The organism is Virgibacillus halotolerans, from assembly GCF_016908515.1.
Taxonomy (GTDB): domain Bacteria; phylum Bacillota; class Bacilli; order Bacillales; family Amphibacillaceae; genus Virgibacillus_M; species Virgibacillus_M halotolerans.
Genome location: NZ_JAFBEA010000001.1, coordinates 670,793 through 689,767 on the forward strand (window position 1 = coordinate 670,793; position 18,975 = coordinate 689,767).

Annotated in this window: 22 protein-coding genes and 1 pseudogene; 4 read left to right on the plus strand and 19 right to left on the minus strand. The window is 36.7% G+C overall.

The annotated features are described in order from the left end of the window. Positions 1-9: 9 nt before the first annotated feature. The 3 genes from folE2 to JOC34_RS03900 are packed head-to-tail and all read left to right on the plus strand — an operon-like array spanning position 10 to position 1,500. Positions 10-945: a GTP cyclohydrolase FolE2 gene (gene folE2 / locus JOC34_RS03890; RefSeq protein ID WP_205135393.1), complete on the plus strand. Its 936-nt coding sequence runs from the start codon at positions 10-12 to the stop codon at positions 943-945. Between the two features lie 11 nt (positions 946-956). Next, a complete protein-coding gene (gene yidD, locus JOC34_RS03895; RefSeq protein ID WP_205135394.1) occupies positions 957-1,187 on the plus strand; it encodes a membrane protein insertion efficiency factor YidD in 231 nt (76 codons plus the stop codon). A 25-nt stretch (positions 1,188-1,212) separates the two neighbouring features. Further along, entirely contained in the window at positions 1,213-1,500 is a 288-nt protein-coding gene (locus JOC34_RS03900) for a HesB/YadR/YfhF family protein (RefSeq protein WP_205135395.1), read from the plus strand. 35 nt (positions 1,501-1,535) lie between these two features. On the opposite strand, the gene JOC34_RS03905 is transcribed toward JOC34_RS03900, so the two are convergent. The 6 genes from JOC34_RS03905 to JOC34_RS03930 all read right to left on the minus strand — a co-directional run bounded on the left by JOC34_RS03905 (position 1,536) and on the right by JOC34_RS03930 (position 7,455). Next, positions 1,536-1,835 carry a hypothetical protein gene (locus JOC34_RS03905; protein WP_205135396.1) on the minus strand — a complete coding sequence of 100 codons (300 nt, stop codon included), beginning with the start codon at positions 1,833-1,835 and terminating at the stop codon, positions 1,536-1,538. A 3-nt stretch (positions 1,836-1,838) separates the two neighbouring features. Next, positions 1,839-2,261, minus strand: a complete 423-nt coding sequence (locus JOC34_RS03910; RefSeq protein WP_205135397.1) for an acyl-CoA thioesterase — start codon at positions 2,259-2,261, stop codon at positions 1,839-1,841. A gap of 214 nt (positions 2,262-2,475) precedes the next feature. Further along, complete coding sequence (locus JOC34_RS03915) at positions 2,476-2,628, minus strand: FbpB family small basic protein (RefSeq protein WP_338062642.1); 153 nt, start codon at positions 2,626-2,628, stop codon at positions 2,476-2,478. 85 nt (positions 2,629-2,713) lie between these two features. Further along, positions 2,714-3,316, minus strand: coding sequence for a TlpA family protein disulfide reductase (locus tag JOC34_RS03920; protein ID WP_205135398.1), 603 nt, complete (start codon positions 3,314-3,316; stop codon positions 2,714-2,716). A 182-nt stretch (positions 3,317-3,498) separates the two neighbouring features. Continuing rightward, on the minus strand, positions 3,499-6,210 hold the full coding sequence (acnA, locus tag JOC34_RS03925; RefSeq protein ID WP_205135399.1) for an aconitate hydratase AcnA: 2,712 nt from the start codon (positions 6,208-6,210) through the stop codon (positions 3,499-3,501). 246 nt (positions 6,211-6,456) lie between these two features. Next, positions 6,457-7,455, minus strand: a complete 999-nt coding sequence (locus JOC34_RS03930) for an ATP-binding protein (RefSeq protein WP_205135400.1) — start codon at positions 7,453-7,455, stop codon at positions 6,457-6,459. A 345-nt stretch (positions 7,456-7,800) separates the two neighbouring features. Between JOC34_RS03930 and JOC34_RS03935 the strand changes: the two genes are divergently transcribed. After that, positions 7,801-8,256: a DUF2621 family protein gene (locus JOC34_RS03935; RefSeq protein ID WP_205135401.1), complete on the plus strand. Its 456-nt coding sequence runs from the start codon at positions 7,801-7,803 to the stop codon at positions 8,254-8,256. A 71-nt stretch (positions 8,257-8,327) separates the two neighbouring features. On the opposite strand, the gene JOC34_RS03940 is transcribed toward JOC34_RS03935, so the two are convergent. The 13 genes and pseudogenes from JOC34_RS03940 to JOC34_RS04000 form a co-directional block, all read right to left on the minus strand. After that, positions 8,328-8,804 (minus strand): CcdC family protein, encoded by a 477-nt coding sequence (locus tag JOC34_RS03940; RefSeq protein ID WP_205135919.1) that lies wholly within the window; start codon positions 8,802-8,804, stop codon positions 8,328-8,330. A 117-nt stretch (positions 8,805-8,921) separates the two neighbouring features. Next, the gene (locus tag JOC34_RS03945) at positions 8,922-9,626 is read right to left on the minus strand and encodes a cytochrome c biogenesis CcdA family protein (protein WP_205135402.1); all 705 of its coding nucleotides are present in this window, start codon (positions 9,624-9,626) and stop codon (positions 8,922-8,924) included. A gap of 295 nt (positions 9,627-9,921) precedes the next feature. After that, positions 9,922-10,011: pseudogene (locus tag JOC34_RS03950) on the minus strand (YneF family protein); the annotation flags it as partial. A gap of 398 nt (positions 10,012-10,409) precedes the next feature. Continuing rightward, on the minus strand, positions 10,410-10,727 hold the full coding sequence (locus JOC34_RS03955) for a YolD-like family protein (protein WP_205135403.1): 318 nt from the start codon (positions 10,725-10,727) through the stop codon (positions 10,410-10,412). Between the two features lie 117 nt (positions 10,728-10,844). After that, positions 10,845-11,330, minus strand: coding sequence for a hypothetical protein (locus JOC34_RS03960; RefSeq protein ID WP_205135404.1), 486 nt, complete (start codon positions 11,328-11,330; stop codon positions 10,845-10,847). Positions 11,331-11,547: 217 nt separating this feature from the next. Next, a complete protein-coding gene (locus JOC34_RS03965; RefSeq protein ID WP_205135405.1) occupies positions 11,548-12,528 on the minus strand; it encodes an N-acetylmuramoyl-L-alanine amidase in 981 nt (326 codons plus the stop codon). A gap of 77 nt (positions 12,529-12,605) precedes the next feature. Beyond that, positions 12,606-12,851 (minus strand): phage holin, encoded by a 246-nt coding sequence (locus tag JOC34_RS03970; RefSeq protein WP_205135406.1) that lies wholly within the window; start codon positions 12,849-12,851, stop codon positions 12,606-12,608. Then, complete coding sequence (locus JOC34_RS03975) at positions 12,852-13,142, minus strand: hypothetical protein (protein WP_205135407.1); 291 nt, start codon at positions 13,140-13,142, stop codon at positions 12,852-12,854. It lies immediately after the preceding gene. An 80-nt stretch (positions 13,143-13,222) separates the two neighbouring features. After that, on the minus strand, positions 13,223-13,645 hold the full coding sequence (locus JOC34_RS03980; RefSeq protein WP_205135408.1) for a hypothetical protein: 423 nt from the start codon (positions 13,643-13,645) through the stop codon (positions 13,223-13,225). Positions 13,646-13,710: 65 nt separating this feature from the next. Continuing rightward, positions 13,711-13,857, minus strand: coding sequence for a hypothetical protein (locus JOC34_RS03985; protein ID WP_205135409.1), 147 nt, complete (start codon positions 13,855-13,857; stop codon positions 13,711-13,713). A 4-nt stretch (positions 13,858-13,861) separates the two neighbouring features. Beyond that, on the minus strand, positions 13,862-14,152 hold the full coding sequence (locus JOC34_RS03990) for a hypothetical protein (protein WP_205135410.1): 291 nt from the start codon (positions 14,150-14,152) through the stop codon (positions 13,862-13,864). A 15-nt stretch (positions 14,153-14,167) separates the two neighbouring features. Then, positions 14,168-17,959 carry a siphovirus ReqiPepy6 Gp37-like family protein gene (locus tag JOC34_RS03995; protein WP_239544118.1) on the minus strand — a complete coding sequence of 1,264 codons (3,792 nt, stop codon included), beginning with the start codon at positions 17,957-17,959 and terminating at the stop codon, positions 14,168-14,170. A 21-nt stretch (positions 17,960-17,980) separates the two neighbouring features. Then, entirely contained in the window at positions 17,981-18,949 is a 969-nt protein-coding gene (locus JOC34_RS04000; protein ID WP_205135412.1) for a hypothetical protein, read from the minus strand. Positions 18,950-18,975: the final 26 nt, after the last annotated feature.

Here is an 18,975-nt window from a genome sequence, read left to right on the forward strand (position 1 = left end):
GATATTGTTATGGATAAAACCAATACATTCCCAATAAAAAAATTACCAACTAAAGCGCAGCGTCATCAACTATTTGGTTCTGTAAAACCAATTAAAAAAATAAAGCCTATCGAAAAAGAAAAGATGGCTGATTTACAAAATGTAAAGAAAGATTTTTTATTTAATCTTGATGCCGTTGGGGTGTCTAACGTCAAGCATCCGGTTACCATATATAGTCATATGCAGCCTTCAACACAGACAAGTATTGGAACTTTCGCATTCACGTCCAGTTTAAAACATACAAATAAAGGAACAAACATGAGCCGGTTTACGGAGCAATTAAATAAATATCATGAACAAGGCTTTATTGCCGACTTCATGACGTTAAAGTTATTTACAAAGGAACTAGCGGAAAGATTGGAACAAAATGACGCGATGATCGAAGTAGCATTTCCTTGGTTCTTTGAAAGAAAAGGTCCGGAAACTGGTATGTCAGGTATGAACCATGCAGACGTTACGATTCGTGTTACGTATGACCAAGAACTGGGACATACAATCGATACGTCACTATCGGCCTCCATCACTACTTTGTGTCCTTGTTCTAAAGAAATAAGCGAATATAGCGCACATAATCAGCGTGGGGTCGTAACGATAGATGTGTCTTTACCACCTGATCTTAACGAAGCGGAAACAGATTGGAAAGCAGAACTGCTGGAAGCTGCCGAAAGTAATGCAAGTGCCCGTTTGCATCCGGTTCTAAAACGACCTGACGAGAAGGCAGTTACTGAACAAGCTTATGAGAATCCGCGCTTCGTAGAGGATATGGTTCGGCTTGTCGCAGCAGACCTTTATGAAATGCCTTTTGTATCGAAATTCAAGGTCATGTGTCGTAATGAAGAGTCCATCCATATGCATGACGCGGTTGCAGAAGTTAGCTATGATAAACAGCAACCGGAAAAAGAGTAATAGGGTTCGCTATGAAGTATTTATTTATCGGACTTATTAAATTTTATCGTAAAGCAATTAGTCCTTTTAAACCGCCTACCTGCCGATTTTATCCAACTTGTTCAGAATATGGATTAGAGGCTGTAAGACGTTTCGGCGCAATCAAAGGTGGCTACTTAGCAATAAAAAGAATAAGCAAGTGTCACCCACTTCATAAAGGTGGAATTGATTTAGTACCGGAGAAAAAGGATAAAGAACTGTAAATTCATTTTCAGAGGGGGATTTTGGATGAAGCTAGATATAAGTCAGGAAGCTGTGGATTGGTATAGAACGGAACTGGATATTGACGAATCGAAGACGTTACGTTTTTTTGTTCGTTATGGTGGTGTTGGTGGCAAAATTCCCGGGTTTTCATTAGGGATTACGTCTGAGCAACCAGAAGCTATACATGCTTCAGCAAAATCAGCAGGCATAACCTTTTACATCGAGGAATCTGATGCATGGTATTTTGAGGATAGTGATTTAGAAATCAAACTCAACAAACAATTAGATGAACCAGAATTTAATTATATATAAAGTGAAACTATAAAAGGCGCTGATTTCAGCGCCTTTTATAGTTTGAAATGATTGATTTGTTCCCATTGGTTTTCGTGCATTAAAATTTTCTTTTGTCGATCGCCGAACAAATCAAAATGCGGATATTTTTTATCATAATGAATCCAATTTTCTTCCAGTCCATAGGTCTTGCCCCAGGCAATTAGCCTATCTAAATTATTGCAACCAACCTTTGTAACGGTATTACAACCCGGAAAACGATCGTCAAGCCAGTAATGTGTTAAGAAGGAAATTTCACCGTTCTCAACACCTTTCTTCCATGTCTGTAATTCATCTCTTTTGATTCCGAAGGCCATACCTTATTCCCCTTTAACTTGTCTGGCGTATGCTTCATGCCAGTCAGGGTATGCTTTTCTTAATGATAACGGACGAAACGTATCTTTGTTAACGATCACATGCTCAGTTGTTCCGCTAACCGCAACATCACCAGCTTCATTCAAAACATCATATGCGTATACGGTACGAATACCATTATATTGTTCTATCCATGTTTCCACGTAAGCTGGTTCACCATATCTTATGGGTTTTTTAAATGACATGGTTGCATCAATTACGGGTGCAACAACATTGTCACTTTCCATATCGGCATATTTAAACCCTAAATGTTCGATTAACTTGGTTCGGCCAATTTCAAACCATATTAGATAATTTGCATGGTAAACAACGCCCATCTGATCTGTTTCCTGATATCTTACTTCGATTGGTGTACGTACTTTTTCCAAATCGTTTTCCCCCTCGTCCATTTTGTTTACCTTTATAATGGTATCACAAATAAAGGAAAAATTAATGATTGATGCTTTAAGAAAACTTGGCATTCGGCAAGCCTTAAGGTGAATACCTTAGTTGCACTTATGTAGCAAAAAATAATTATACGATTTCATTTACGAAAAAAGCCTTAAATCACAGATGCGATTTAAGGCTAAGACTAAGCTGCATTCAAGCTTTATTGACGCTTTTAACCGATTGATGCATTCTCATTTCTAAACTTTGTTCTATTTTCTCTAGAAGCAGCTGGTCTTTTAAAATTTGCTGACGATTTTCACTGACAAGTTCATCGAATGTGAGTCTCTTTTTTAAAGAAATGGCTATTCACTCCTTTTATTAAGAAGTATTGCCAATTCTGTTATTTTTTACACAGATCGATAGGAATGATCTAAAACAGTTACCCAATTACTCATTCCAATTCATCCAACATTTCTTCCATAAATTCATAGGTCATCGGTCCAACTTTCTTTGGTTGCTGGACCTTTCCATCTGTGCCAATAAAATAAGTGGTTGGTACCGTTATTGCCATATACGTATCGCCAACCTCTGAATCTTTATCTAATGGTACCGGATAAGTATATTTATGTTCATCAATATAATCGTGTACTTTCTTTTCATTGGTTTCTGAGGAAGTTAAATTTACGGCGACGATCTCGACATCATCACCATGTTCATCATAAAACTCCTGCATCTCAGGCATTTCAACCTTGCAAGGAGGACACCACGTCGCCCAGAAATTTAAGATAACCTTTTTACCTTGTAAGTCAGATAGTTTAAGCGTTTCTCCGGAAAGAGTTTCCAGTTCAAAGTCAGGCGCCATATTTCCTAGCTCGATACCATCATCAGCCCCTGGAGAGGTGATCATAGCACCTTCCACATCCGGATCTCCACTAACATCATATTCATCGGGGCCACGATCTGTTTGTTTATCCTCGTTTTTCTGTACGATATTAAAGGTTACGATTCCAACTAACACGACCAATACAACAATCCCAATTATTCGTTTAGACATGAAATATTCTCCTTAAGATATACTAAAGTCATTTTTTATGTTTCATCATAAATGGTATGTGTATTTACTTCATTTGTAAAGATAATTACATCATTGTTCGTAAAGAATTCATTTACAGACAAAACAATAGACCCTTCCATCATCAATCATGGAAGAGTCTATTACTCTAATACTAACAACTATTATGCTTCTAATTTTTCACGTAACACCATTTGCAGGATGCCACCGTGACGATAATAATCAATTTCGACATCACTATCAAAGCGCGCAACTACTTTAAATGCAGTCGTTTTCCCATCCTCATCCACTGCAGTAACATTAACGAGATCATGTGGACGAACGTTTTCATCGATTTCAATGTTAAATGTTTCTTTACCAGTTAATCCTAGCTTGTCAGCACTTTCCCCTTTTTCAAACTGTAATGGCAGTACACCCATCATTACCAGGTTTGAACGGTGGATACGCTCGAAGCTTTCAGCAATAACTGTTTTAATTCCTAATAGGTTTGTTCCTTTTGCTGCCCAGTCACGCGAAGATCCCATACCGTAATCTTTTCCACCCATTACGATTAAACCAGTATCGTCTTCCTGATATTTCATGGCAGCATCATAAATAGCCATAACTTCTCCTGTCGGCCAGTAAGTTGTATATCCACCTTCAGTCCCAGGAGCCAGTAGGTTACGGATACGGATGTTTGCAAATGTACCACGCATCATAATTTCGTGGTTACCACGACGTGAACCATACGAGTTAAAGTTTCTCGGTGAAACACCTTTTTCCTGTAAATGTAGACCAGCAGGCATATCCTTAGCAATGGCTCCAGCAGGTGAAATGTGGTCGGTTGTAACCGAATCACCGAACAGTCCAATTGCCCGTAAATTGTTTAACGGGTTAACCGTTCCTGCTTCTTTTGACAACCCTTCAAAGAATGGTGGATTTTGAATATAGGTTGATTCAGTATCCCATTCAAATAAAGGTTCATCTGTTGTATCAATTTCATTCCATCTTTCGTTTGAATTAAATACATTTTCATACTCTTTACGGAATATTTCAGGTGTTACAACGGTTTCTACTTGTTCTTTAATTTCTTGAAGTGATGGCCAAATGTCTTTCATATACACATCATTTCCATCTTTATCCTTACCGAGTGCATCTTTTGTCAGGTCAATATCTACTGTTCCAGCTAATGCGTAAGCAACAACCAATGGTGGAGATGCCAAATAATTCGCTTTAACTAATGGATGGATACGTCCTTCAAAGTTACGGTTTCCGGATAGAACAGAAGAAACAGTTAAATCATTTTTAACTATGGCTTCTTCAATTTCCGGTAGTAAAGGACCAGAGTTACCAATACATGTTGTACAACCATATCCAACAAGATTAAATCCTAATTTATCCAGGTAAGTGTTTAATCCGGAATCTTCCAGGTAACGTGTAACAACCTTAGAACCTGGTGCTAGTGATGTTTTTACATAATCAGGAACGTCTAATCCTTTTTCCACTGCTTTCTTCGCAACCAGACCTGCACCAAGCATGACGTACGGATTAGATGTATTGGTGCATGACGTAATCGCAGCAATCGCTAATGAACCTGTGTTCATCACAGACGAGTTACCATTTGGATGTTCAATGGTAACTTCTTTATCAAATTCAGATTTTTTCAATCCGAATCCTTGGTTACCTTCAGGAGCTGTAATAGCTTTATTGAATTCTTTTTTCATGTTTGAAAGTGAAATTAAATCCTGTGGACGTTTAGGACCAGATAAGTTTGGCTCTAGGTCGGAAAGATTAATTTCGACAACCTGGGTATATTCAGGGTCTTCTTGATCAGGAGAATACCATAAATCATTTTCCTTACAGTATTTTTCTACTAAATCAATTTGGTCTTCATTACGACCAGTTAGACGTAGATAACTCAGTGATTCTTTATCCACAGGGAAGAAACCACAAGTTGCACCATATTCCGGTGCCATATTTGAAATCGTAGCACGATCTGCAAGTGGCATATCTTTTAGTCCTGGACCGAAATACTCCACAAATTTACCAACAACCTGCTTTTCACGTAAAACCTGTGTAACTTTTAAAGCCAAGTCTGTTGCTGTTGTTCCGTTTGGAAAGCTTCCAGTAAATTTAACACCAATGACATCTGGTGCAGGGAAATAAGATGGTTGACCAAGCATTCCAGCTTCTGCCTCAATACCACCAACACCCCAACCGAGTACACCTAGTCCATTAATCATTGTTGTATGTGAGTCTGTTCCTACTAACGTATCCGGGAATGCATCATATTCTCCGTTTGCATTCTCTTTCCCATGAACAACATTTGCGATATATTCCAGGTTTACCTGATGTACAATACCTGTTGCTGGTGGAACTGCACGATAGTTATCAAAAGCTTTCTGTGCCCAGTTTAGAAATTCATAGCGTTCACCATTACGTTCAAATTCAAGATCCATATTTGCTTTCAGCGCATTCGCCGTTCCGTATTGGTCAACCTGTACAGAGTGGTCAATAACCAAATCTACTGGAACTTCCGGATTGATTTTATTAGGTTCACCACCAACGTCAACCATGGCTTTACGTAAAGAGGCCAGGTCAACGACTGCAGGTACTCCAGTAAAGTCCTGTAAAATAACACGAGAAGGTTTAAATGGAACGTCTCCTCCCCCACTAGCTTTGGTTCCCCATTTTGCTAATTCTTCGACATGGCTATCTTTAATTTGATGACCGTCATGCTGTCTTAAAACTGATTCTAAAAGTACACGAATGGAAAATGGCAAACGTGATACTTTCCCTAGGCCGGCTTCTTCTAAAGCCTTTAATTGATAATAGTTATACGTTTTTCCGTTTAGTTCAAACTGTTTTTTTGCATTATATGCATTTGTTTTCCCCATCTTGTTAAACCCCTTTCATCATACTCTTATCCTAATAACAGGACATAGATAACCCTTCATTAAATCATTGCATAGTTAATCGAGCGTATAAAACAACTCTATAATATATCTTATATGAAATGATAGGATAAGACAAATGATTCATAGGCTTCACCGTATACGAATTTGTTATTCAACCTGATAATAAAAACTTATACCAAAACTCCAGTGAATATTTAATTAGTTATAAGAAGGGGTTTTTAATAATTAGATAGGGAAATTGATTTGAAACGTACTACCTTTTAGTTCGTTATTGGCTATTTCCAATTTCGCATGATGTTGTTCGAGAATTTGTCTGGTTATCATGATACCTAAACCAGTTCCCGTCTTTTTTGTAGTGAAAAAAGGTTCCCCTAATTTATGAATTAAATCTTCTGGCACACCCGGACCTTCATCAATTACCTTGATGTTAATAGATTCATCGCTAGGATGTATTTCTATTTTTATCATCCCTGCTTCATCCATCGCTTCAATGGCATTTTTCAATAAATTAATCAGCACTTGCTTTATTTGTGAGCGATCACAATAAATGTTTACATCATTTACCGGATTAAATAGGATCACAATATTATTCAAATTTGCTTGGGGTTCTAGTAATATGACAACGTCTTCAATCATTTCACTTACGGATTCCTGTTTTCTCTGATCTGTGAGGGGCTTGGATATAAACAGTAGTTCAGATGTTATTGTTTCCATCTTATCAATTTCATCTATCATAATATCGTAATATGTCTCTTTACGAGGTACGCCAGCTTGCAACAATTGTAAGAAACCTTTTAATGAAGTTAATGGATTACGGATCTCATGAGCAATGCCTGCCGCAAGTTGGCCGGCCACAGACATTTTTTCAGAGCGAATCATCAATTCTTCCGCATCTTTTCTATCTGTAATATCGACAAGCGATAGCATATAATAATTTTTACTAGTTGTTTGATCTTCCATTTTTTCAACCGTGCACTCTGTCCAAATGTATTTCCCGTTCTTATGAAGCACATTCACATTAAATATTTGATTCATCTCTGAATCCCTCACAATATAACGCTTTACATCTTCCGGTGAAATAATATCATTCCAATGCATTCCGATCAAATCCGCTACATTGTAGGCTAATATACGTTCAACAGATTTCGAAACAAATAGTAATTCCTCTTCGTCGTTTAATAAAATAATAATACCATTATTATATTGATCAACCCACGCTAACATATTAGGGGGTAAACTTGATAAACTGGAAAATTCAGTTTTGCCTTGTTGGCTTTTTTTATATTCGTATTTTCAGTATCCATTATATCTCCCCATTCTTGACATTATTTTCCAATACACTTTAACATAGATATTTCCTTTATGATTCATAATTAAGCAACATTTGTACCTATAAATCTACTATATGATAAAATGAATGATAATATGACACTTGTTCGTCAGATTAAATCAGACTATAATACTAATAATGAGTAATTTATATTTCATGTATCCAATTATTAGTAATAGTACTATAAACAGGATGAAAAATAAATGAAATAGTAAATATATAAAGAATTAGGTGAAAATATGTCAATCTTAATCATACTCTGGGGGTTCTTATTAATAGGTCTAATGGCAATCGGTGGTTTTTTTATGTTTCGGAAGTTTCTTAAAAAATTACCTAAAGAAGACGGGAAATCTTTAATGGACTGGGAAGAACATTATATGGAAAAAACGAAACATATGTGGGAACAGGAAGAGAAAGATTTGTTGGAAGAATTAGTATCACCTGTCCCTGAACTGTTCAGAGATGTTGCCAGACACAAAATTGCCAGTAAAATTGGTGAAGTAGCATTAAATAAAAAGTATACAACAATCACCCAAGAAATTTTAATTGAGGGCTATATTATCGCAACACCAAAACGGGATCATAAATTTCTACGTAAAAAGTTGCAACAAAAAAATATCGATGTCACCCCATACGAACAATATTTTGAACTGTCTCCAACAGACTATTCTTGGAGACAAAAATATACCAAATAAAAATGCGCCTGCTTTTTTTAAGCGGGCGCATTTTTTAAGCGGGCGCATTTTTTAAAATAAGGAATTTCATACTATGAATTGGCAACCTTTAATGTCTTTTCCAATTGTAAATACTTATACAGCATCGATAATCGCCATGTGACAATCATGCCAAATGCCAGTAAAAAGAACATGCCACTTGTTTCACCTACAGATATAGTGCTGCCAATCAGTAACTTCATACAAATTCTAAATATCAACAGGCCAAAGAGGATAAATACAAACGATTTCGATGGTATTAAATAAATATCTTCATCACGAATTTCAAATTTAGATGTTTTAATTAAAAATATCGAACATATTATACCTACACATACGGCTTCAAGTACTTGAAACCATTGAATTTGAAACTCCGGAAAAATAAACATCAATGCACCTGTACTCATAAATAGGGGTGGTAAAATTATTTTTTTAACAGATGCTGGCTTTTTTGCGACCCTTAACCGAACAAAGATCATAGTAACAGTCATAAAAGCAGCAACTACTGTACTCGCAACTAACCAAAACATATTCATCACTCTTTTCGTCAACAAAGTCTCCTAGCACGGAGAATGAAATATTGCGATTTCTATACAAGCAATCATTAAACCACTTATTATCGTAGTACAATTCAATTTAAAAATCCATTAAAACCCTTGAAAACCAATCAAACCAGCCAAGAAGGAAGTAAGTTTTGTCATCCAGTCAAAGAATAATGCAACACCAAAGAAGATCATAATATATCCGCCGATCTTCACTATTTTTCCGCTATACTTTTTAATCCATTTGATTTTTCCAATGAAAAAGGATAGCAATAGAAATGGAATGGAAAATCCTAAGATATAGCTAACCATCATCACCATCGCCATTTCCGGATTCGTTGCGGATAAAGAAAGTACGATCGCAAGAATGGGTCCTGTGCATGGTGTCCACCCTAAAGAAAAGGCCATCCCGATCAAAAAAGAGCCTACAAATCCTGCAGGGCGATTTTTGAATCGAACCTTTTTGTCTTTCATTAAAAATTGGAAATTTAATATCCCGACAATAACGAGTCCAAAGAATATAATTAGAATGGCACCTATTTGCCTGATGATCTCCTGATTTGCCTGCAAAAATCCAGATACAAACGATGCGGAAAAACCAAGCATTATAAAAATACTGGAAAACCCAACAAGAAAGAAAATCGTATGTAATAGACTCTTTCTACTTAGTCTTTTATTATCATCTTGTACTTCACTCACACTCATTCCGGTAATATACGATAAAAAAGCCGGGAACAGAGGTAATACACATGGCGATATAAAAGATAAAAAACCTGCTCCAAAAGCAATAAAAATATTGATTTCAGACATCATTATCCCCCTTCCAAACAAAGTGCTACGCTCAGTTTAACAGAAATTCAATCATGCAACAGCAAATGAGTTTGACAATTAGTCGACTATTCTTTAGAAAGTTAGCATTCGGCAAGGCTTCATGGCGAAATCTTAATCGCACATATGTAGTAGGAAAATTTTATTCTCCTATCTGCCAAAAAAACCACTTTTCTGCTTATCTTTCACAGTAAAAGTGGTTTTTAAGAATGTTCTACCATTCCAATTTTGATGCGTAATGAAAGCTTAACTAGCAATAGTTATAGTAAGATGATTGCTATTTTTTCTCATTTTGATTATTCATTGAACGCATCATTTGGTTGATTTTCTTTTGCGATGGTTTTTGACCCATCTGCATCAAAAGACTGGCACATCAAGTGTTCAGCCGTTATCTCCGTCACTTAATCTAGTGAGAAAATTTTATCATAGTGCAATACTATTGTCAATTTTTATAAGGAATTTGGTTAAGTATTTATAGTTTATCGAAAATATTATGGTCATTAGCTCTATATATACGAAAGATAAACCTCCCCGTCCAATTTGACGGATGAGTGTACAAAATAACGAACGCAGTTAAACATTATTAAGAACGAAACTGGCTCACACAGAGGCGCATAGAACGACGTTTCACACAAAACTATACCTGTATCATTCAGAATGAACTATAACCCTCCTGCATACCTATAAATGATTTCTGGTAGCTGTCCGCTGAGCCTTACGATTTTTGTACACAATAAAGAATACATGTGTACTTTAAAAAGAACATTATGTGATCGTTACCTCAATAACATCATTAATATCAATTCTCATATTGTCTATATGCAAGCGACCATTTAATACATCGATCTTATCCAATTTACCCTTAACAGTGTGAAAGTCATAATCGACAAAGTATACAACCTCTACAGTAAGATGATCTTTCAAGGCAATCTGTAACTTAATATCAAACTCTTCCCTTTGCTGTTCATCTATAATCGGCTTCGTCTTCTTGTCATCTTCCTTCCACAATTCATCTAACATCTGAATATGCTCAGGCATCATTAGTGAAGTCCACTTCTTAGTACCTCTATCATTCACATCCATACTATCATCCCTCCACGGTTAATAAGAACAATTGTTCTTATGATAACATGAGTTTAAAATGAAGTAAATGTGAACATTAAAAAATCACCTCCCAATATTAGGAAGTGATTGGATTGTTTATTTTTCTGGTTCTGTTAGATCATCTACATAGCTCCAAGTAGATTCAATTTCAGTGTCACCCATGATTTCTTTGGCTGCATCTAATAAATCTTGTGTTTCTTTACTATCTGCTCTCTCAGATGAAAATAAGACATCATCAAGTGTTAAAGGATTATTTATTTCAGTCATTTCGTCATTTGTAAATTCTAATCTTCTAACCAAAGAACCTACATCATTTCTTCCTTCAGTTTTTATTTCTATCCACTTTTCTTCATCATTTGATGCAGAAACCTCATAATCAGATACACTTTTGGTTCCTTGATCAACCATGATAAACTTTTCTTTAGTTATATAAAAATGCGTATCTTCATCCTCAGCGTTATCGTGTTCATTAATCCAATGTCCTATTATAGCAGTTTCAGGACTAGATATATCTCTTTTACCTCCGCAACCCGCTAATACAATAACAAGCAATAATGCCATAACTATTAAAACTTTTTTCACTATGCAATCCCCCTTCGCAATAATAGGTATATTTTACCACATGATTAGGAAGAAAGGAGGGTTTTTAGAAAATTTTTAAGAATATAATTTGAACAAAAGCCAGCATAATGGACAGTTGTCTAAAAATTGTTTATAGAAAGAAAATGCAAAATAAATAACGCAAAAAAGGGTGTATACCAAATTAATGATATACACCCTAGTGTCATACTTTATAATGTTATAGTTTACCTTTATTCAATCGTCTTTGTAACTCTTTTATAACCAAACTTGGCTTACTTAACTTACCGTCTACAACTGTACCAAATCGCTTTTGCATGGCTGATATTGTATTTTTCCCCATGATTCCGTCCTGAATGACACCTAATAACTTCTGTAGCTTCTTGATAACCAATGAGCTAGGCTTACTAAGAACACCGTCTACAGTTGTGCCAAAGTATCGCTGCATGGCTTTAATCGTCTGTACACCTAAATATCCATCAACTTTAAGATTAGCTTTAGCTTTACTTGTAGTAGATCCAGATGGTTTACCACCTTTAATCTTAGATAGCAAAGTTGTATTCTGACTAGCTGTACCAGTATAATTCTTGATACCGTATTGCTTAGCTAACTTCTTCCTATTGGTCATACTTGAATCCATCTTCTTACTGTTCATATAATCGACTAATCCAAGGTTGCTTGTAGGCTTAGTGGATTTCTTTGAGGTGTTTTGTGAAGGTTTAGATGTAGTAGTACTTTTACCGCCAACTGCTTTCTTTAAGTCAGCCATTCTGAAGTTTTTACCAGGACACGCTGTAGATGCTAACTCATTGTGACCAATAATCTGAGATGTAGAATTAACATTAGGCAGCTGAGTCATAAGCCATTTATTCAAGGCTACACCTGAGTTAAATTGTGCTGCAGTCATCTGTTGCTTAGTAAAGTCACCTTGATAACCTACACCTATCGTATGACTATTATGACCACCTACATGAGCGCCTACATTCATACCACGACCCTGATAAATCTTTCCATCAAAGCCAATCCAATAATTATAACCTATACCAGCCCATCCATTGCTATTCTTGTGAAAGTTGTGAACGTCTGTGATGTTCCATGTTTCATGCGCCATATGATGCTGTACTATTTTATCGATACGGCTTTTATTGATTGGTGCTAATGATCCTCTAAATGCCAAGTTTGGTTTGATAATATTAACCATTAATAATCGTCTCCTTATTTTCCCATAAAAAATAGGACTGCCAAATTAATGACAATCCTAGAATTATGTAGTTGTTTTTACTTGCTGAGTTTCTTTAATTCCTTTATTTCCTTCAAATACTCATCTGCATCCTTAGCTTCCTTGGTGACACTATTATTCTTGAACCAATTCCACAATGTAGCTCCAACTGTAAATACTGCTGTCAATCCCATTTCTAATTCTTCATTTTCAAATGGTAATGGATTCATACCTGTCATCACTAATATTTGATTAATTAAGGCTACTATTAATACAGACGTTCTAATGATCATTGCTTTATTCATTTACACTCCACCCCAAAATTTAATTAATAAAACAATCAAGGTGATAAACCCGAATATCCACCCTGACCAGTTTCTAATTGCCAATCCAACGCTATTTCTTCCTTCTTCCTTAGCTTCTATCGCATCTACTCTATCCTTGACCACACCAATTTCTTCTCGTAAACCGTTGTACTGTTTCATTAGTGTTCTGGTTTCTCTCATTTCACTTCTTAGTCCATGAAATTCTTGCTGCATGTTTCCAATTAGCTCGAACAAATCTTTATTTGTATACCACTCATTTTGCTCTGGCATATCAACCCTCCTACTGTGTTAACCTTTACCTGTATTGCTCCATAAAAAAAGCACCCTCTATAGGTGCTGATAAATTAATGTTAAATTCCTGTATTTTGATACATCTGCCATATAGTATTGGCAAAGCCTTGTATTTTTTGAATGCTTTCTATGTCGGTTGTAAGTTGACTAGTCTTCTCCATTACCTTTCTCCATTTACTTTTAGCCTCTTCTTGATTTTTTGATGCACTTATCGACAATGCTTCTTTTAACACTTCTAGAATTTCATCCTGTTTGTCAAGATTAGAAGCTAACAAGGGGACAACCTCATTCAAACCTGCAGTATTTGATTCTATATTTTTTAAGGTTTGTAACATTTCTTGCTTGTATTTCTCTTTTTCTCTCTGGGTTTCTTCCATGGCTTCATGTACTTCCTCCATGCCTTCGCTCATTTGTTTTGCAATATCCGACATATCTGGAGTCTTATATAGAGATGAATATAGCCCTTTAAAACTATCGCTCATAGTTTCCCCTCCTTGCCTACATCATACGACAAGAAGGGAATTTAAACCATAAAAAATACGCCCTACTAGGCGTTTATCAAATCTTCCTGACCTTCTGCTATTAAAATTGCATTGACTTCTTCTCTCAATTGTACTGGGACTCTATTGTAATCCCACATACCACGAATAACATACGTTGCGAAAAGCAATGCTAACATGCTTCCTTCGTACACATCGTCACCCCATTTCAATATTCATTATTTTCTCGGACAGCTCCATAATAGCGATAGCATTCATCTCATCATCCGTCAATTTCTCTGGTTTATCATTAGCCTCAGATATTAATTGCTGTTGTTTTTCTACATCTTTAATTAACTTACCATCCACATATTTGAATATCTCCGAGTTACGTAAAACTTCGTGATCTTTTGGCACTTCAATAGTCTGCTCATTTTCATTTCTTAGTGACCTAGATGAAGTTATGCTTACGTATCCATCTGTGTCGGTCAAAAGGTATACTCTAACCATTCGCACACCCTCCTTCTACCATTCATAAATTGTCCTCAAAGCCATGTTCCTGTTGTCATTTCCATTCATCAATTTACCGTTATTGTCATGACCGGTAATTCTATCTCCACCGCCCCTAATTATGAAATATTTTAAAACTTCGTTTGTATTACCACTACGCAAATAAACCCTAGCTCCATTACTACTAGTGGCATCTACAGATGTATTTTTCGCAACATAAGTGTATTGCCAATCGGTATCAGTTGCACCGACACCAGGATTATAATTACTCCACTCTAAGATCCAACCGTTTTTACAATACTGCAAGGGTTTCTCTGGATACAGTGTATGACTCGCTAATAAATAAACCGCCCCATCAGCCCAAAGAACCCTGTGTTCGCCTCGCACCTTATAATTGTCTTTGGCTACCTCCCAAATACTATCCTCCGGTTGGTATACGGTGGGGTTATCTCCCTCAACCATTTGAATGCCATCACAATGTACCCAATTGCTATCTCCGCCTGACAGTTTTACATCCAGTGAACCGCCAATTTCAAAGTTGCTCGGTACTGTAAATGTGGCAGAACGTCTGACAACGGAATAGTCAGTCGGTACAGTTTCAAATATCTCGTTTATTAACCTAGTCCGACCACCAGAGGCATCTATAACATCTACCTCAAAACGTGGCTTCCCGGGCGGCTGATTCCACTGTCTTTTGAAGAAGCCGGATATAGTAAATTTAGCTCCACCGCCAACACCTTCATAAATGTATTGTCTAACGAAATTTGCGTCTTTTACTGCTATCGCTCTATTGCCATGTATGGCAAGTGCTTTTGCATCTTCTGGAGCAAATTGAGTAACGATTTTAGGATTACCTGTAACACTCCATTTATCATCAACTGTCTTATCAATATCTACCCAGTTATGTTCAATTGAATCAGCACCTGTGTATCCCGGTTGCATCATTTCAAATGAATGATCTTGAATCATGTTTCGAGCTGGTGTGACACTGTACTTAACGTTGGATGTATTATCTTCAAGTGTAAAGTCACCATCTTTCACGTTAACATCGCCAAACGTACCAGTAGCACCTGTTATATCCCCAGAAAACTTAGCGTTACCTTTTAAATCAAACCACGCAACAGGATTCCCATCCTTGTCGTACTGGACAAATCCATTGGTCCCGTCAAACTCAATACGCGCACCACTATATGCTGTTTGAATTGGTACGGAACCAACGTTTATTATGCCTTCCATTAGGTTGTCGGCATTCTTGGAAAAGTCATTTGCGTTTTTTTCTGCTTTATCGGCTTTTTCCTTAGCATCCTTTGCTGCATCTTCTTTTACTTTTTCATCCTGTTTATCAGCATGATCTTTAGATTCTTTTTCAGCTTTATCTGCTTTATCTTTAGCATCCTTCTCGATGTCTTCCGGCGCTATCGAATGATCACTAGCTACATTACCTTTCTCTAATTTGATTTTTCTAAATGCAACGGAACCTTCACCATTGAATTGTAAAATTATCCTCGAATATGCTGACGAATCTATCACTTCTTGCGGCACTTTTGTGGAGTTCGAAAATTTTACCCATTTGCCACTAGATAATTTATTAACATCACCTTCGACACGAATTATATTATTACTTACGTATCGTAATTGAGCAAAAGGATATTCCGATAAAGAGTCACTTAGTTGTTTTGCTTCAAATGATAATGTAAAGGTTTCATCACCCTCTATATCATCTAATGCAGTTGCACCTTGATTAGAATAAATCTGCCATTGTGCCCATCCTGAATCATCATTTCCGATAACTATTTCACCTTTTGATATTGATCCACGGGCGCCTGTACTTGCTTTTGTGAATTTCCACAAACTAGTGTCTTGCGGCAAGCTATTCTGGACATAGTTCCTACCACCAACAATCACATTGTCATATAACGGACTCCAACTATAATCATTAGGATCATCACTTTCTTTCGAAGTGTCTTTATTATAGGCTAATCCTAAATACCTTTTATCGTCTGGACTATCACTCATACCATTACCTTTAATATCATCAGCGTATCTTATCCAAGTGAAAGTAGGTTTTCCATCACTACCTTGGGCACCAGGCATGCCTTGCTCCCCTTCAATTTTCGCCCACTCATAATCATCATAATCATCCGATTCAACTGGTGATTTCTTGTTGTAAGCTAACCCAATATACTTTTTATTATCGGGTAAATTACTCATGCCACTTGTTGGACTGTCAGCATATCTAACCCAAGTATATAAGGTTTGACCATCGTTACCTGGTGGTCCCGGAACACCCTCTGGGCCACTTGGACCTTCAACCCACTTCTCTTTAGTTTCATCCCAACGTTTCCAAACATCAGATTCACCCGACGTATCAATCCATAATTGCGTTTTATCATCAGGTGGTGTAGTACCTTTGTGAATAGCTTTTTCTGCGTATTGTTCTGTAAATGATTTTGATGCTTCTAGGTTAGCTATAGCCTGTTCAATACGCTTACGTTCTTCTTTTGTAAGGTTATCATCGCCATATTTCATAGCTTTTTTCATGTACTCAACCGCTACCGCTGCTGGTGCTTCTTGCTTCTCTATACCTTCTAATTCATCAAACTTATCTTTAATCTTAGTAATAAGAGTTGGACGTGTTTGACCAAATGTACCCTCGAGTCTAAATCCACCCGGCTCGTGTACTTCCATGAAATTTATAATAGGTGCAGTCATAGTTAATTCCCATGATTTATTAACTATCTGCACTCTATCGCCTAAATCAAAATCTTTTTCATACTGGAAGGGGGTTATCTGCTGTTGTTTCGCTTCATAACGTCCAGTAGTTTGTGCAGGATGTAGATACCCTTCGTGTGTATACTCATATGACTTTCTAGTTATTGGAGTTAGTATTTCAGCCTCTAAAGAGAAGACAGTTTCCATTTCACTTAATTTTTCATTACCACGCTTGATAAGCATTTCTTCAATCTCTTCATCGGTTAACTCTTCCGCCGTCTCTTCGTCTTCTGTGCCGATATCTCGAGCATCTACAAAGGTTTCTATTCTATCCCAACCAGCAGCATTACCTAATTCAATTATCTTACGACCTACACCTTCCCCTTGACCACCGACATATCCGACATTCTTATAATCTGCATCACTATCTATAAAGTTCTGGGATTTAATCGTTTCAAATTCTGGGGAAAAGAAAACAGGGGAATATCCAAACTCGTTATTCTGTGTAAGGTTTTTAGCTTGGAAGCAATCAAATACTAGTTTCTTGGTATTGAAGTTAACAAATATCCCCCAACCTAATCCTGACTCAATAGATATCTTTTCCAATTCTTTTCCGATATCTTTAAACCTAGATTCCCACACTACATGCTCACCTCGGTTTTGATTGGGTGCAATTTCTAAGATATCTAACTTCCTACTCTTGGCTGCAGGATCTATAAAGTTATTATAGACATAATGCTTCATGACTGTTTCAGCATCGCCTGATTTCCGATCATGGGATGTACTACTAGGAGGAATGCTTATGCGCCTATTCATAATACCATCCATAGTTAATCCAGTTAGTTTAAAGTTTTCACTTTGTTTTCCTGATTCGTCTAAATCTATTTCTCTTGTAAGGATAATACCAGCCTTGTTTTCTTGTTTATTTAGGGCAATAATATTACCCTTTTGGAAGTTATCAGCACCATGCATATATCTGTTTATGTGCAATTCAAACGTACCAACGCCATGATAGTTTCGTTCGTATTGCAATGACTGGTAGCTGTCTGTTTCTCCCAGTAAGTCTAAAAATTCATTATAAACTCTTATAGGCATACTCAATAGAAATCATCCTCCTTATGCCAGCTTAGCAACTCTAATTCGGCTAAATCGCGTATCTACATCTACATTCATTTGATAAGACGTTATTCTAAAGTCAACTTTGTCACCTTTTTTAAGGCTATCGAACCCGTTAACAGCTATGAAGTTGTCCATTCCGTCACTAAATAGCTTAGTACCCAACGGGAAGCTCTCTTTACCATTAACGTAATTGTATACGTGCAATTCTGCTCCCACTGGTATCATATTATGTTCAAATGCCAGTTCAACCCAATAGTTATAAACCCCATCTGCTTTCGCTGTAAACTGCGTTCCACTTGTAATCTCATTTTGTTTATCTTCTTCGATCGTTCCAAATTCCAGATGTACTGCATTACCCATAGATGTGTTTTTAGTAATGGTTTGTGGTGTACTATTCATCGTTTTAATAAAGGATTGGTTAGGCATAGTAACCATACCTAGTTCATTAATCCCTAACCCTCGATAAATATTATGCAACGGAATATACCCACACACATTATCGTCTGCTCTTTCGTCCGTAATAGCTGATTGCTCAATATAAGATTTGCCAGCGACAATCCGCACTTGCGCCACGCTCATTTCGTGTACGTAACTATCACGTGTAATTGCTGGCGGTGCTGGATTACTTGCAGGTGTGCCCTTTTTAATAACTGCCTTAATACTTCTTTCTGCTGGATCACTATTGAACCGAATTACAATACGATCAATACGGTCATTGTTGTTATCAGCTATGTCGTGCTTCATAGTTATAGTAGAAGAGTTTTCATACATGTAGCCATTAGCAAACATGTACCCTGCTCCTAGTGATACATCCATATTTGTTTTGGCTGTTACTTCTAAGTCAGGTAAACTAGCTGTGTTTGATACACCGTCACCAATTATCTGAGCATGGAATCTAGCAAAATCTGCTGCTTGGTAAATTCGTTCATCATTTTCCGTACTATCGTAAAAATAGGATTTTTCCATTTAATCATTTCCTTTCGTAATATAAA